Origin of the sequence: uncultured Campylobacter sp., assembly GCF_905373215.1 — a bacterium.
GTDB lineage: Bacteria > Campylobacterota > Campylobacteria > Campylobacterales > Campylobacteraceae > Campylobacter_B.
This window is the reverse complement of the sequence record NZ_CAJPRT010000021.1, coordinates 13,252-27,447: the sequence shown is the minus strand read 5'-3', so window position 1 is coordinate 27,447 and position 14,196 is coordinate 13,252. Positions and strand designations below refer to the sequence as shown.

Sequence of the window (14,196 nt, the reverse complement as noted above, 5' to 3'; positions counted from 1 at the left end):
CGGTTCCGACATTGCGGCAAAATTTCTTTCAAAAATGCCAAAGTGCACTATAGAATATATTCATAATTTTTAGCACGAGATATTTAGCAAAAAAAGGCTAAGCTAGCGAGATCGGGGCTTTAAATTTAATTTTATTCTTGCTCTTTTTCGTCATCTTCGGAGTCTAGCTTTGCTTCTTCAATCAAAAGCCTGTTGGCTTCGGTAGCCTTTTTTAGCTCGCTTAAGTTTTCTTCTATCTTATTTAGGCGCTTTTCAAGGGTATTTAGACGCTTTTCAGAGCGGGAGATAAAATAATAAATCAAATAAATCATAAAAACTATTATGATCCAAGGTATGATTTTCATATAAAATTCCTTAAAATTTAAAATTGCGCGCATTATAGCAGAAATTTTATGAAATTTTAAAATAGGATGTTTTAGCCTTGACAATTGGGGATTTTTCGGTTATAATTGCCACTTCAATTTCAAAATGCTGGTGTAGCTCAGCTGGTAGAGCTACTGCCTTGTAAGCAGTGGGTCGGCGGTTCGATCCCGTCCACCAGCTCCATTTTTTGTAACAGTGTTTGACCAGATTTCATCAAAGGGTGAGATACTCAAGTGGCCAACGAGGGCAGACTGTAAATCTGCTGGCTTTGCCTTCCGTGGTTCGAATCCACGTCTCACCACCATGAATTTTTGATGCGGGATTAGCTCAGTTGGCTAGAGCATCAGCCTTCCAAGCTGAGGGTCGCGGGTTCGAGCCCCGTTTCCCGCTCCACCATTTAGGTTTACTGGGAGCTGTAAAACTTAACTGCTTTTATATGCTTACATAATCTAAATTTTGGTCGCATTGTTGGGTATTGGTAGCGATTTCTCTTTGCCTGAGTTTAGGCTCATATGGCTCAGAGGTAGAGCACTTCCTTGGTAAGGAAGAGGTCGCGGGTTCAAGTCCCGCTATGAGCTCCATAAAATAGAGTCGCTTAGTTTGTTGTGTAATCCACAAATCAATAACGGAGGATATGATGGCTAAAGAAAAATTTAATCGTAACAAGCCACACGTAAACATTGGTACCATCGGTCACGTTGACCATGGTAAGACTACTTTGACAGCTGCTATTTCTGCTGTTCTTTCCAGGAAGGGTCTAGCTGAGCTAAAGGACTACGACAATATCGATAACGCTCCCGAGGAAAAAGAGCGCGGTATTACTATCGCTACGTCTCACATCGAATATGAGACCGAGAAACGTCACTATGCTCACGTTGACTGCCCAGGTCACGCTGACTACGTAAAAAATATGATTACTGGTGCGGCGCAGATGGACGGCGCTATTTTAGTTGTCTCTGCTGCGGATGGTCCTATGCCTCAAACTCGCGAGCATATCTTGCTTTCTCGCCAGGTAGGCGTTCCTTATATCGTAGTTTTTCTAAACAAAACTGATATGGTCGATGATCCGGATCTTTTAGAGCTAGTTGAAGAGGAAGTTAGAGATCTTTTAAAAGAGTATAAATTCCCTGGCGACGAGACCCCAATCATTAAGGGCTCTGCTCTTAAGGCTCTTGAGGAAGCAAAAGCTGGACAAGATGGCGAATGGTCTGCAAAGATTATGGAGCTTATGGATGCTGTTGATAGCTATATTCCAACTCCTGTTCGCGATACCGATAAAGATTTCCTTCTTCCGATCGAAGATATTTTCTCGATTTCCGGTCGTGGTACCGTTGTAACCGGTAGAATCGAAAAAGGTATAGTTAAAGTTGGCGATACTATCGAGATCGTAGGTATTAAACCTACTCAGACTACTACCGTCACTGGCGTTGAGATGTTTAGAAAAGAGATGGATCAAGGTGAAGCCGGCGATAACGTAGGTGTTTTATTGCGCGGTACTAAGAAAGAGGAAGTAGAACGCGGTATGGTTTTATGCAAACCTAAATCGATTACTCCTCATACTAAATTTGAGGGCGAGGTTTATATCCTAACTAAAGAAGAAGGCGGACGCCATACTCCATTCTTTAATAATTATAGACCGCAGTTTTACGTTCGTACTACAGATGTTACCGGTTCGATTACTCTTCCTGAGGGAACCGAGATGGTAATGCCTGGCGACAACGTTAAAATTACCGTTGAGCTAATTGCTCCGATTGCTCTTGAGCAAGGTACTCGCTTCGCGATTCGCGAAGGCGGTCATACAGTAGGCTCAGGCGTCGTTTCGAAAATCATCGCTTAATTTTTTGCAAGCGGAATTTTAAAATTCCGCTTGCTTTTTTATTCAAGGAAACCAAATGGCAAAGAATTCAAGCAGAGTAAAGGTCGGATTGAAATGCTCCGAAAGTGGCGATATTAACTATACTACTTATAAAAATAGCAAAACTACGACCGAAAAACTAGAACTTAAAAAATATTGCCCTAGATTAAAAAAGCACACGCTTCATAAAGAAGTAAAGTTAAAAGGCTAATTGTTTTATAGGGCAATAGCTCCAACGGTAGAGCGCCGGATTCCAAATCCGATGGTTGGGGGTTCGAATCCCTCTTGCCCTGCCACGAGGATTGGGTATGGAAAAAGTAAAAGAGTATTATAAACAAGCAAAAGTAGAGTTAGATAAGGTAATTTTCCCGACTAAAGATCAGACTAAAACAGCATATATCTCTGTAGTCGTCGTAGTCGTAGTTATCGCACTGTTTTTAGCGCTAGTGGATCTTATTATGTCCGCTTTGATAACTGCTTAAGTAAGGATCGTAATATGGCAAATAAATGGTATGCGATACAAACTTACGCCGGCAGCGAGATGGCGGTAAAGCGCGCGATAGAAGCACTAAAGCAAGACGAAGCACTTGAGGCTAAGATCGGTGAAGTGCTTGTGCCTACCGAAGATGTTATAGAGGTCAAAAACACAAAGCAAACCATTAAAGAGCGTAGCTTATATCCAGGATATTGCTTTGCAAATTTAGATCTGGATACCACTTTATGGCATAGAATTCAGATGCTACCTAAGGTCAGTCGCTTTATCGGCGAGGCTAAAAAGCCCTCTCCGCTACCGGAAAAAGATATCGAAATAATTCTAGAAAAGATTAATAATCGCGAGGCTCCTAAGCCCAAGATTAATTTTGATGAGGGCGAAACGGTTAGGATCGTCGACGGGCCTTTTGCTAATTTCAACGGCATCGTAGAAGAGTATGATATGATCCATGGCAAGCTTCGCCTCAATGTTTCAATCTTCGGACGAAGCACGCCGATTGAAATTTCATACTCGCAAGTTGAAAAGATTATTTAAATTTTATAAGGAGTAAATTTATGGCTAAGAAAGTTGTTGGCGAAATCAAGCTGCAAATAGCGGCCGCAAAAGCAAATCCAAGCCCGCCGGTAGGTCCTGCACTAGGTCAAAAGGGCGTTAATATTATGGAATTTTGCAAAGCGTTTAACGAGCGAACCAAAGATATGGCGGGCTTTAATATCCCAGTCATCATCACGGTTTATGCCGATAAAAGCTTTACTTTCATCACTAAACAACCGCCTGCGACGGATTTGATCAAAAAAGCGGCGAAGATAGATAAAGGTTCGGACAATCCTCTTAAAAAGAAGGTAGCATCCTTAACTAAGGCTCAGGTTTTAGAGATCGTCGAGAAAAAGATCGCCGATCTGAATACCAAAGATAGAGAGCAGGCTGCTAGGATTATAGCGGGTTCGGCTCGTTCTATGGGTATTACGGTCACTGACTAGACCTTTTGACCGCTAAGGTTTAAAAAAGCGGTAGCACTTTAATTGCGGAGAAATATATGCCAAAAAATTCAAAAAGATTCAACGAACTTTTAAAAAAAGTTGACGTAAATAAAATTTATAGCGTAGACGAAGCGGTAAGCACGGTAAAAACTCTAGCTTCTGCTAAATTTGACGAGACGGTGGAGATCGCTCTTAAACTAAACGTAGATCCAAGACATGCCGATCAGATGGTGCGCGGCTCGGTCGTTTTACCTGCCGGTACGGGCAAAAGCGTCCGCGTAGCCGTGATTGCAAAGGACGCAAAAGCTAGCGAGGCTAGCGAAGCGGGTGCAGATATCGTGGGCGCCGATGATCTGATCGAAGAGATTCAAAAAGGAAATATAAATTTCGACGTTCTTATTGCCACTCCAAATTTAATGGGACTAGTCGGTAAGGTAGGTCGTATTCTTGGTCCAAAAGGCGTTATGCCGAATCCTAAAACCGGTACCGTTACTATGGATGTCGCTCAAGCCGTTAAAAACGCTAAGGGCGGACAGGTAAACTTCCGCGTCGATAAGCAGGGAAATATCCACGCAGGCCTTGGCAAGGCTAGCTTTAGCAAAGAGCAGCTTTTAGACAATCTTACGACGTTTATTAAAACCATAAATAAGCATAAGCCAGCGACTGCGAAGGGCAGATACGTAACTCATGCATCGCTTTCACTTACTATGAGCCCTGCAGTTACACTGGATAATCAAGAAATAATCGATTTAAAATAAAATTTTAAATTTTTATCTTAGATTGGAGATAGCTCAAGGTTTTTAACTTAATTGATCGAAATTTTAAAATTTCGATCGCTTGGCTTGAAATCACCGATCGGAAAGGAGACCTAATGACGAGAGACGAAAAATCAAAGATAGTAGCGGAGCTTGGCGAGGCTTTCAAAGCTAGCGAAGCTATAGTAATTTCCGATTTTAAAGGCCTTAGCGTTAAGCAGCTTGAAGATCTTAGAAATAGCGCGCGCGAAGCGGGCGTAAAGGTTCGGGTTATCAAAAATACCCTAGCCAATATCGCTTTAAAAAATGCCGAAAAAAACGGACTTAGCTTTAAAGATACCAATATCTTCTTATGGGGCGAGCAGCTTTCTGTATGTAAAGTAGCGGCTAAATTTGAAGAGAAAAATGAAATTTTTAAGCTCAAGACTGCTCATATCGATGGGGAAGTAGCCGGCGTAGATAAGGTTAGGGCGCTTTCGAAGATGCCTTCGAGAGACGAGCTTATCGCGATGTTACTTCAAGTATGGAATGCGCCGATCCAAAATTTTACGATCGGCCTCAATGCGCTTAAGCAGAAAAAAGAAGCTAGCGCTTAATTAAAATTTAGGAGAATAAAATGGCAATTTCAACAGATGAAGAGGTTTTGGAGTATATCTCTAATCGTTCGGTACTAGAGCTTAGCGAACTAGTTAAAAAATTTGAGGAAAAATTCGGCGTAAGCGCAGCTCCGGTTATGGTAGCAGGCGGCGCAGGTGCTGGCGGCGCAGGTGCGGCAGCGGCTGAAGAGAAAACAGAATTCGACGTCGTATTGCTTGATGCAGGCGATAAGAAAATCAACGTAATTAAGGTCGTTCGCGCCCTAACAGGTCTTGGTCTAAAAGAAGCCAAAGACGCTACCGAGGCTACTCCGTCCGTTCTTAAAGAGGGCCTTAATAAAGAAGACGCCGAGAAGGCTAAAAAAGAGCTTGAAGAAGCAGGCGCTAAAGTCGAACTCAAATAAATCGCGGAATTTTAAAATTTCGCATACAAATGTGTGCCGGTGCGTCGCATCGGCACTTCTTTCTTTAAAATACAACTACGAGGTAGTGGAATGTTAAACAGCCTATATTCAGGAAATCGTCTCAGGGTGGATTTTTCAAAGGTTCCCAAAGACATCGAAATTCCGAATTTATTACAACTACAAAAGAAAAGTTTTGATCATTTTTTAAATCTTGATAACTCGGGTGGAGAAAGCGGCATAGAGAAGGTTTTCAAAGCCATTTTTCCTATCCACGATGCACAGAATAGACTAAGTATCGAGTATGTAAGTAGCGAAATTTCAAAGCCAAAGTATTCGATTAGAGAATGCATGGAGAGAGGTCTTACCTACTCCGTAAATTTAAAGATGAAGCTCCGCTTGCTAGTGCATGAGCGCGACGAAAAAACGGACAAAAAAATCGGCGTAAAAGAGATCAAAGAACAAGATATATTCATTCGCGACATTCCTTTAATGACCGATAGAATTTCATTTATCATAAACGGCGTAGAGCGCGTCGTCGTAAATCAGCTGCACAGAAGCCCGGGCGTAATCTTCAAAGAGGAAGAGAGCCCGACGGTTCTAAATAAACTTATCTACACCGCTCAAATAATACCTGATCGCGGCAGCTGGCTATACTTCGAATACGACGTAAAAGACGTACTATACGTGCGCATAAATAAAAGGCGCAAGGTTCCGATCACGATCCTATTTCGCGCACTCGGCTACAAAAAACAAGACATTATAAAATTATTTTATCCTATTAAGACGATCTATATTAAAAAAGGAAAATTTCTAACCGATTTTGATCCGAAAGAATACGCGGGCAGGCTCGATTACGACATTATAAATGAAAAGGGCGAAGTGCTTCATCAAGCAAGCAAGCGCCTAACGGTCAAAAAAGCGGAGAAGTTAGCAGAGGACGGACTAAAGCTCATCGAGTATCCGGCTGAAATTTTAGCCGAGCGCTACCTGGCCGATGCCGTCGTCGATAAAAAAAGCGGCGAAGTGCTTTTTGATTCGCTAACCGCGCTAGATGAGGGCAAGCTAGCAAAGATCGCTAACACCGAGAAAAAATTTACGATCGCTAACGACCTAGCTAGCGGCGTAGATACTTCAATCATAAATTCCTTCATTCAAGACGCCGACGCGCTTAAGCTCTTGCAGCAAAGCGAAGGCGTAGACGACGAGAACGATCTGGCTGCGATTAGGATTTACAAGGTTATGCGCCCGGGCGAGCCGGTGGTAAAAGAAGCGGCAAAGAGTTTTGTAAACGATCTATTTTTCAACCCTGAGCGCTACGATCTGACCAAAGTCGGTCGTATGAAGATGAACCATAAACTAGGCATCGAGGCACCGGAGTACGTAACCGTGCTAACCAGCGAGGATATTATCAAGACGGCGAAATATCTAATTAGAGTTAAAAACGGCGACGGCTTCATCGACGATCGCGACAATCTCGGCAATCGCCGCATCCGCTCGATCGGAGAGCTTTTGGCAAACGAGATGCACCTTGGCTTTATCAAAGTTCAAAAGGCGATCAAGGATAAATTTACCGGCATCAGCGGAAATTTAGACGAGCTTATGCCGTATGATTTCGTAAACCCTAAAATCATCACTACTACGCTTATGGAATTTTTCACCGGCGGCCAGCTAAGCCAGTTCATGGATCAGACCAACCCGCTTAGCGAGGTCACGCATAAACGCCGTCTATCTGCGCTGGGCGAGGGCGGACTAGTTAAAGAGCGTGCAGGTTTTGAGGTGCGCGACGTCCATCCTACGCACTACGGTAGAATTTGCCCTATCGAGACCCCGGAGGGTCAAAACATCGGCCTGATCAACACCCTAGCGACCTATGCGAAGGTAAATGATCTGGGCTTTGTCGAGGCTCCGTATAAAAAGGTCGTAAACGGCAAGGTCACCGACGAGATCGTATATCTTACCGCTACGCAAGAAGAGGGGCTCGTAATCGCTCCTGCGTCCGCTAAATTGGACGAAGAGGGCAATATTGTAGAAGAGCTTTTGGAGGTCAGAAAAGACGGCGAAAATATCATGGCTAAACGCGAGGATATTTCGCTGATTGATCTTTGCTCGGGTATGGTCGCGGGCGTAGCGGCGTCGCTGATTCCGTTTTTGGAGCACGACGATGCTAACCGCGCGCTTATGGGCTCGAACATGCAGCGCCAAGCCGTGCCGCTTCTACACTCTACCGCTCCTATCGTCGGAACGGGCATGGAGGCGATCATCGCGCGCGATTCGTGGGAAGCGATCAAAGCCGGTCGCGACGGTATCGTAGAAAAGGTCGATAATAAAAATATATTTATTTTGGGCGAGGACGAAAAAGGTCCGTTTATCGATCACTACTCGATGGAGAAAAATTTACGCACTAACCAAAACACTACCTTTTCACAGCGCCCTATCGTGCGAAAAGGCGACGTGATAAAGGCAGGTCAAATCATAGCTGACGGTCCTAGCATGGACGGCGGCGAGCTTGCGATCGGCAAAAATGCCCTCATAGCTTTCATGCCGTGGCATGGCTATAATTATGAGGACGCCGTCGTCATGAGCGAAAAGATGATTCGTGCCGACGAATACACCAGCGTGCATGTTTATGAAAAGGAGATCGAGGCTAGAGAGCTTAAAGACGGCGTGGAGGAGATCACTCGCGACATCCCTAATATCAAAGAGGAGGAGCTTACCCACCTCGATGATAGCGGTATTGTAAAGATCGGTACTCATGTCAAACCTGGCATGATCCTAGTAGGCAAGGTAACTCCGAAGGGCGAGGTTAAACCGACGCCAGAGGAGAGGCTTTTACGCGCGATCTTCGGCGAGAAGGCGGGACATGTGGTAAATAAATCTCTCTACGCTACCGCTTCGATGGAAGGCGTGGTGATCGACGTTAAAATTTTTACCAAAAAGGGCTACGAGAAGGATCCGCGCACGAACAAAGCCTATGAGGATGAAAAAACCGAGCTCGAAAGGGAGCATCACGACAGGCTTTTGATGCTCGATCGCGAAGAGATGCTAAAGGTAGTGGCGCTACTTTCTAAAAGCGCTTTACAAAGCGATCAAAGCCTAAATAAAAAAGATTATAAAAAGGGCGATAAGGTTAAAAAAGAGGAGCTTGAAAGCTCCAACCGCTTTACGTTAAATTCTTTCGTCAAGGCTTATTCTAAAGCTGTTCAGAAGGAATACGAAGAGCTAAAAAACCACTTCCAAAACGAAAAGCGCAAGCTCAAAGAGGAACACGACGAAAAGATCGAAATTTTAGAAAAAGACGATATCTTGCCAAGCGGCGTCGTTAAGCTCGTAAAGGTCTATATCGCTACCAAGCGCAAGCTAAAAGTGGGCGATAAGATGGCGGGCCGCCATGGAAATAAGGGTATCGTCTCAAACATCGTCCCTGAAGTCGATATGCCGTATCTGCCTAGCGGACAGCGCGTGGATATCGTGCTAAATCCTCTCGGCGTTCCAAGCCGTATGAATATCGGTCAGATAATGGAGAGCCACTTAGGTCTTGTGGGCTGGCGCTTAGGAGAGCAGATCGCTAGAATTTTAGAAGAGAAAACGGGCGAGTGGATAAAAACCCTTCGCGCCAAAATGATTGAGATCGCGGGCGTTTCCAAGCTAATGCAGGCTAAAAAGACGCTTGAGAAGATCAGCGACGAAGATCTTTTAAAATACGCTAGAGACTGGGCTAAGGGCGTTAGATTTTCCGCTCCGATATTCGAAGGCATTGTGCCGGAGGATTTCAAAAAGCTATTTGAAATGGCGGGCATCGATCAGGACGGCAAGACCGAGCTTTACGACGGCCGCACCGGCGAAAAGATCAAAGAGCGCGTAAACGTGGGCTGCATGTATTATCTCAAGCTGCATCACCTAGTCGATGAGAAGGTTCACGCAAGAAGCACCGGTCCTTACAGCCTAGTTACGCAGCAGCCCGTCGGCGGCAAGGCGCTATTCGGCGGTCAAAGATTCGGCGAGATGGAAGTTTGGGCTCTGGAGGCATACGGCGCGGCATATACGCTTCGCGAAATGCTAACGATCAAATCCGACGACGTCGACGGACGCTTGGCTGCGTATAAAGCGCTGACAAAAGGCGAAAACGTTCCTTCTACCGGAATTCCTGAGACATTTTTTGTTTTAACAAACGAGCTTAAATCGCTTGCTCTAGACGTTGAAATTTACGAGAATGGAGAGAATAAATGAGCGATAATTCAAATTTAGAAAGAATAGAAATAAAAGAGGACGCCAGAGTCCACGATTTCGATGCTTTTGCTATTAGGCTCGCCAGTCCCGAGCAGATCAAAGCTTGGAGCCACGGCGAGGTCAAAAAGCCCGAGACTATTAACTACCGCACGCTCAAACCGGAGCGCGACGGGCTTTTTTGCGCTAAAATTTTCGGCCCCGTAAGAGACTATGAGTGCATCTGCGGCAAATATAAGAAGATGCGCTACAAAGGCTGGAAATGCGAAAAATGTGGCGTCGAGATCACGAGCTCGAAGGTTCGCCGCACTAGAATGGGGCATATCGAGCTGGTAACGCCGGTGGCGCATATTTGGTACGTAAATTCCTTGCCTAGCCGCATCGGTACGCTTCTAAATATCAAGATGAAAGATCTTGAGCGCGTGCTTTATTATGAGGCTTACATCGTAGAAAGCGCGGGCGAGGCATTTTACGACAACGAAAATTCCAAAAAGGTCGAGAAATACGATGTTTTAAATGAGGAGCAGTATCAGAGCCTAAAAGAGCGCTTTTCGCAGACGGGTTTCGTCGCCAAAATGGGCGGTCAGGTGATCCGTGATATGCTAGCCGAGCTTGATTTGGTCGAAATTTTAAATTCTTTGAAGGAGGAGATGGCTAACACAAACTCCGAAGCGAAGAAAAAAACCATCGTCAAGCGTCTAAAGGTCGTCGAGAGCTTTTTAAATTCCGGCAATAAGCCGGAGTGGATGATGATTACAAATCTGCCCGTGCTGCCTGCCGATCTGCGCCCGCTTGTAAGCCTTGAGGGCGGTAAATTTGCGGTTTCGGACGTAAACGATCTGTATCGCCGCGTCATAAATCGAAATTCTAGGCTCAAAAGGCTGATGGAGCTCGATGCACCCGAGATCATCATTCGCAATGAAAAACGAATGCTTCAAGAGGCGGTGGACGCGCTTTTTGACAATGGACGTCGCGCCAATGCCGTAAAAGGCGCCAATAAGCGACCGCTTAAATCTCTAAGCGAGATCATTAAGGGTAAGCAGGGCCGCTTCCGACAAAATTTGCTCGGAAAGCGCGTGGATTTTTCGGGTCGCTCCGTCATCGTCGTAGGTCCAAATTTACGCATGGATCAGTGCGGTCTGCCTAAGACGATGGCGCTTGAGCTATTCAAGCCGCATCTAATCGCACGCCTGCAAGAGAAGGGATACGCAACGACCGTCAAGCAGGCTAAAAAGATGATCGAAAATAGGATCAATGAAGTTTGGGAGTGCTTGGAGGAGGTCGTTAAAGATCACCCAGTTATGCTAAACCGCGCGCCGACGCTTCATAAGATGTCTATTCAGGCGTTTCATCCGGTGCTCGTCGAGGGTAAGGCGATCAGGCTGCATCCGCTAGTCTGCGCCGCATTCAACGCGGACTTCGACGGCGATCAGATGGCGGTGCACGTGCCGCTTAGCCAAGAGGCGATTGCGGAATGTAAAATTTTAATGCTTAGCTCGATGAACATCTTGCTTCCTGCGAGCGGAAAGCCTGTCGCGGTGCCTAGCCAGGATATGGTTTTAGGAATTTATTATCTAAGCCTCGAAAAGCCGGGTGCAAAAGGAACAAATAAAATTTTTGCAAACGTCGATGAAGTAATGCTTGCCGTAGAAGCAAACGCTCTAGATATTCACGCCAAAATCAAAACGATGATCGATCGCCGCACTATCTTTACGACCGCGGGCCGCTTGATCATCAAATCGATCCTGCCTAGCTTTATTCCGGATCATCTTTGGAATAAGATTATGAAGAAAAAGGATATCGCCGAGCTTGTCGATTACGTCTATAAAAACGGTGGCCTTGAGATAAGCGCGGAATTTTTGGATAATCTTAAAAATTTAGGCTTTGAATCCGCGACCAAAGCGGGCGTTTCGATCTCTGTTTCGGACATCATCGTGCCGAAGTCTAAAGCGGGTCTTGTAGAAGAGGCTAAAAAGCAGGTGCGAGAGGTTCAGAACCAATACGGCGCGGGTTTGCTAACCGACGGCGAGCGCTATAATAAAACCATCGACATCTGGACCAGCACCAGCAAGAAGCTAGCCGATGAGATGATGAAGATGATGGAGAAGGACAAGGACGGCTTTAATTCTATTTATATGATGGCCGATAGCGGCGCGCGAGGTAGCGCGGAGCAGATTAAACAGCTAGCGGGTATGAGAGGTCTTATGAGTAAGCCCGACGGCTCAATCATCGAAACGCCGATCACTTCAAATTTTAGAGAGGGTCTGAACGTAAACGAGTACTTCATCTCGACTCACGGCGCGCGTAAAGGTCTTGCCGATACGGCGCTTAAGACCGCAAATGCGGGATATCTAACGCGAAAGCTGATCGATGTTGCGCAAAATGTCAGGGTTACAATGCATGACTGCGGTACGCACGAGGGTATCGAGGTTACTGAGATTGTAGAGAACGGAACGCAAATAGAAAGCCTAGCCGATAGGATTATGGGTAGGGTGCTAAGCTCGGATGTGATTGATCCGGTGTCGAATGAAATTTTATTTACTGAAGGCACGCTTCTAGGCGTTAATGAGGTACGCACCATAGTCGATGCAGGCATCAAATCCGTAAGCATCCGCACGCCTATTACGTGCAAGGCTGAAAAAGGGGTTTGCGCGAAGTGCTACGGCGTAAATTTGGGCGAGGGCAAGCTGGTAAAACCGGGTGAAGCGGTCGGTATCATCTCTGCGCAATCAATCGGCGAGCCGGGTACGCAGCTTACGCTACGAACCTTCCACGCCGGCGGTACCGCATCTACCGAGCAGCAAGATCGCCAAGTAATCGCTGATAAGGAAGGCTTTATCAGATATTACAACGTAAAGACCTATGAAAACGGCGGTAAAAATATCGTGATGAACCGCAGAAACGCCGCGGTGCTTTTGGTCGAGCCAAAGATCAAAGCCCCAATTACCGGCAAGGTAAGCATTGATATAACTCACGACGATGTGAATATTACGCTAAAAGGTAAGAAAGAAGAATTTAGATATGCTATCCGACGCCACGATCTAGCTAAGCCTACTGAGCTTGCTGGCGTAAGCGGTAAAGTTGAGGGAAAATTCTACATCGTTTTCAAAGACGGCGAAACCGTTGGAGAAAATGATAGTTTAGTGGAGGTTATAAAAGAAGACTGGAATATCCCTACTCGAATTCCGTTTGCCAGCGAACTTCGCGTCAAAGACGGCGAGCCGGTAACTCAAAAGATCAAAGCGGGAGCAAATGGTACGCTTAAATATTTCATCCTCAAGGGCGATTATTTAGAGAGGCTAAGAGATATCAAAAAAGGTCACGTCGTAAGCGAGAAGGGTATGTACGTAGTCATCTCCGATGAAAACGGCAGAGAGGCGATCCGTCACTATATACCGCGCGAATCTGTCATTACCTATGATGATAATAGCGTCGTAAAAAGCGAAGATATTATCGCCAAGCCTAAGAAAGATGATCGCTTGATTATCGCTGAGTGGGATCCGTATTCTATCCCGGTAGCAGCAGAGTGCGAGGGTAAGATCAGCTTCGAGGATATCGAGCCTGGATACACCGCTACGGAGCAATATGACGAGACTACAGGTCAAAGCCGTTTGGTTATCAACGAATACCTACCGCAGGGCGTCAAACCGGCAATTATCGTAACTCCTAGCAAGGGAGAGCCTATCAAATATAATCTAGGACCGAAGACCGCAATTTTTACGAATAAGGGCGATCAGGTAGCGATTGCGGATATTTTGGCTAGGACACCAAAGGCTGCTGCGAAATCAAAAGATATCACCGGTGGTTTGCCGCGCGTATCGGAGCTATTTGAGGCGCGCCGTCCGAAAAATACCGCGATTATCGCAGACATCGACGGAACCGTTCGCTTCGATAAGGCGCTACGTGCAAAAGAGCGCATTGTAATCGAGGGAGAGGACGGGACGAGCGCCGAGTATCTAATCGATAAAAGTCGCCAGATCCAAGTGAGAAACGGCGAGTTCGTCCACGCAGGTGAGAAGCTTACCGACGGAGTTATCAGCTCGCACGACGTGCTTAGAATTTTAGGCGAAAAGGCGCTGCATTATTATCTGATAAGCGAAATTCAACAGGTTTATCGCTCTCAAGGCGTCGTTATCAGCGATAAGCATATCGAGATCATCGTATCTCAGATGCTCCGCCAGGTTCGAATCGTCGATAGCGGCGATACTCAGCTAATCGTCGGCGATCTCATTAGCCGCCGCAGATTTAGAGAAGAAAACGAGCGCATTATGAAAATTGGTGGCGAGCCTGCGATTGCAGAGTCCGTACTGCTGGGCGTAACTCGTGCAGCCGTCGGAAGCGATAGCGTCATTTCGGCGGCATCCTTCCAAGAGACTACAAAGGTTCTAACCGAGGCTAGTATCGCGGGTAAATTTGACCGATTGGAGGACTTAAAAGAAAACGTCATCCTAGGTCGCATAATCCCTGTGGGAACGGGTCTGTATAAGGACAAAGAGGTCAAACTCAAAAAATAATTTTGGGCGCAA

Annotated in this window: 11 protein-coding genes and 5 tRNA genes; 15 read left to right on the top strand and 1 reads right to left on the bottom strand. The window is 45.7% G+C overall.

Translation table 11 applies throughout. The features are described from left to right. Window positions 1-131: 131 nt before the first annotated feature. On the bottom strand, window positions 132-344 hold the full coding sequence (locus QZ176_RS08720) for a hypothetical protein (protein WP_295152866.1): 213 nt from the start codon (window positions 342-344) through the stop codon (window positions 132-134). A 126-nt stretch (window positions 345-470) separates the two neighbouring features. Here QZ176_RS08720 and QZ176_RS08715 point away from each other — a divergent pair. The 15 genes from QZ176_RS08715 to rpoC all read left to right on the top strand — a co-directional run bounded on the left by QZ176_RS08715 (window position 471) and on the right by rpoC (window position 14,184). Further along, window positions 471-546, top strand: a tRNA-Thr gene (locus QZ176_RS08715). A 36-nt stretch (window positions 547-582) separates the two neighbouring features. Then, window positions 583-667 (top strand) — tRNA-Tyr (locus QZ176_RS08710). A gap of 12 nt (window positions 668-679) precedes the next feature. Continuing rightward, window positions 680-756, top strand: a tRNA-Gly gene (locus QZ176_RS08705). Between the two features lie 113 nt (window positions 757-869). Continuing rightward, a tRNA-Thr gene (locus QZ176_RS08700) sits at window positions 870-944 on the top strand. A gap of 56 nt (window positions 945-1,000) precedes the next feature. Beyond that, entirely contained in the window at window positions 1,001-2,200 is a 1,200-nt protein-coding gene (gene tuf / locus QZ176_RS08695; RefSeq protein ID WP_040304280.1) for an elongation factor Tu, read from the top strand. Window positions 2,201-2,255: 55 nt separating this feature from the next. Continuing rightward, the gene (rpmG, locus tag QZ176_RS08690; protein WP_005872634.1) at window positions 2,256-2,429 is read left to right on the top strand and encodes a 50S ribosomal protein L33; all 174 of its coding nucleotides are present in this window, start codon (window positions 2,256-2,258) and stop codon (window positions 2,427-2,429) included. Window positions 2,430-2,438: 9 nt separating this feature from the next. Then, window positions 2,439-2,514, top strand: a tRNA-Trp gene (locus QZ176_RS08685). 12 nt (window positions 2,515-2,526) lie between these two features. Continuing rightward, the gene (gene secE / locus QZ176_RS08680; protein WP_005872632.1) at window positions 2,527-2,700 is read left to right on the top strand and encodes a preprotein translocase subunit SecE; all 174 of its coding nucleotides are present in this window, start codon (window positions 2,527-2,529) and stop codon (window positions 2,698-2,700) included. 14 nt (window positions 2,701-2,714) lie between these two features. Further along, entirely contained in the window at window positions 2,715-3,245 is a 531-nt protein-coding gene (nusG, locus tag QZ176_RS08675; protein ID WP_291939405.1) for a transcription termination/antitermination protein NusG, read from the top strand. A gap of 20 nt (window positions 3,246-3,265) precedes the next feature. Beyond that, the gene (gene rplK, locus QZ176_RS08670) at window positions 3,266-3,691 is read left to right on the top strand and encodes a 50S ribosomal protein L11 (RefSeq protein ID WP_005872629.1); all 426 of its coding nucleotides are present in this window, start codon (window positions 3,266-3,268) and stop codon (window positions 3,689-3,691) included. A gap of 56 nt (window positions 3,692-3,747) precedes the next feature. After that, the gene (gene rplA / locus QZ176_RS08665) at window positions 3,748-4,449 is read left to right on the top strand and encodes a 50S ribosomal protein L1 (protein WP_291939398.1); all 702 of its coding nucleotides are present in this window, start codon (window positions 3,748-3,750) and stop codon (window positions 4,447-4,449) included. A gap of 113 nt (window positions 4,450-4,562) precedes the next feature. Further along, a complete protein-coding gene (gene rplJ, locus QZ176_RS08660; protein ID WP_295152864.1) occupies window positions 4,563-5,042 on the top strand; it encodes a 50S ribosomal protein L10 in 480 nt (159 codons plus the stop codon). Between the two features lie 20 nt (window positions 5,043-5,062). Next, on the top strand, window positions 5,063-5,446 hold the full coding sequence (gene rplL / locus QZ176_RS08655; protein ID WP_291939393.1) for a 50S ribosomal protein L7/L12: 384 nt from the start codon (window positions 5,063-5,065) through the stop codon (window positions 5,444-5,446). Between the two features lie 90 nt (window positions 5,447-5,536). After that, a complete protein-coding gene (rpoB, locus tag QZ176_RS08650; RefSeq protein ID WP_295152862.1) occupies window positions 5,537-9,673 on the top strand; it encodes a DNA-directed RNA polymerase subunit beta in 4,137 nt (1,378 codons plus the stop codon). Further along, a complete protein-coding gene (gene rpoC, locus QZ176_RS08645; RefSeq protein WP_295152860.1) occupies window positions 9,670-14,184 on the top strand; it encodes a DNA-directed RNA polymerase subunit beta' in 4,515 nt (1,504 codons plus the stop codon). Before rpoB ends, rpoC begins: the two co-directional genes overlap by 4 nt. Window positions 14,185-14,196: the final 12 nt, after the last annotated feature.

Bases quoted from the DNA above. Each gene is read 5' to 3' on its own strand.
- QZ176_RS08720 (WP_295152866.1), bottom strand. From the start codon at position 344: ATGAAAATCATACCTTGGATCATAATAGTTTTTATGATTTATTTGATT.
- tuf (WP_040304280.1), top strand. From the start codon at position 1,001: ATGGCTAAAGAAAAATTTAATCGTAACAAGCCACACGTAAACATTGGT.
- rpmG (WP_005872634.1), top strand. From the start codon at position 2,256: ATGGCAAAGAATTCAAGCAGAGTAAAGGTCGGATTGAAATGCTCCGAA.
- secE (WP_005872632.1), top strand. From the start codon at position 2,527: ATGGAAAAAGTAAAAGAGTATTATAAACAAGCAAAAGTAGAGTTAGAT.
- nusG (WP_291939405.1), top strand. From the start codon at position 2,715: ATGGCAAATAAATGGTATGCGATACAAACTTACGCCGGCAGCGAGATG.
- rplK (WP_005872629.1), top strand. From the start codon at position 3,266: ATGGCTAAGAAAGTTGTTGGCGAAATCAAGCTGCAAATAGCGGCCGCA.
- rplA (WP_291939398.1), top strand. From the start codon at position 3,748: ATGCCAAAAAATTCAAAAAGATTCAACGAACTTTTAAAAAAAGTTGAC.
- rplJ (WP_295152864.1), top strand. From the start codon at position 4,563: ATGACGAGAGACGAAAAATCAAAGATAGTAGCGGAGCTTGGCGAGGCT.
- rplL (WP_291939393.1), top strand. From the start codon at position 5,063: ATGGCAATTTCAACAGATGAAGAGGTTTTGGAGTATATCTCTAATCGT.
- rpoB (WP_295152862.1), top strand. From the start codon at position 5,537: ATGTTAAACAGCCTATATTCAGGAAATCGTCTCAGGGTGGATTTTTCA.
- rpoC (WP_295152860.1), top strand. From the start codon at position 9,670: ATGAGCGATAATTCAAATTTAGAAAGAATAGAAATAAAAGAGGACGCC.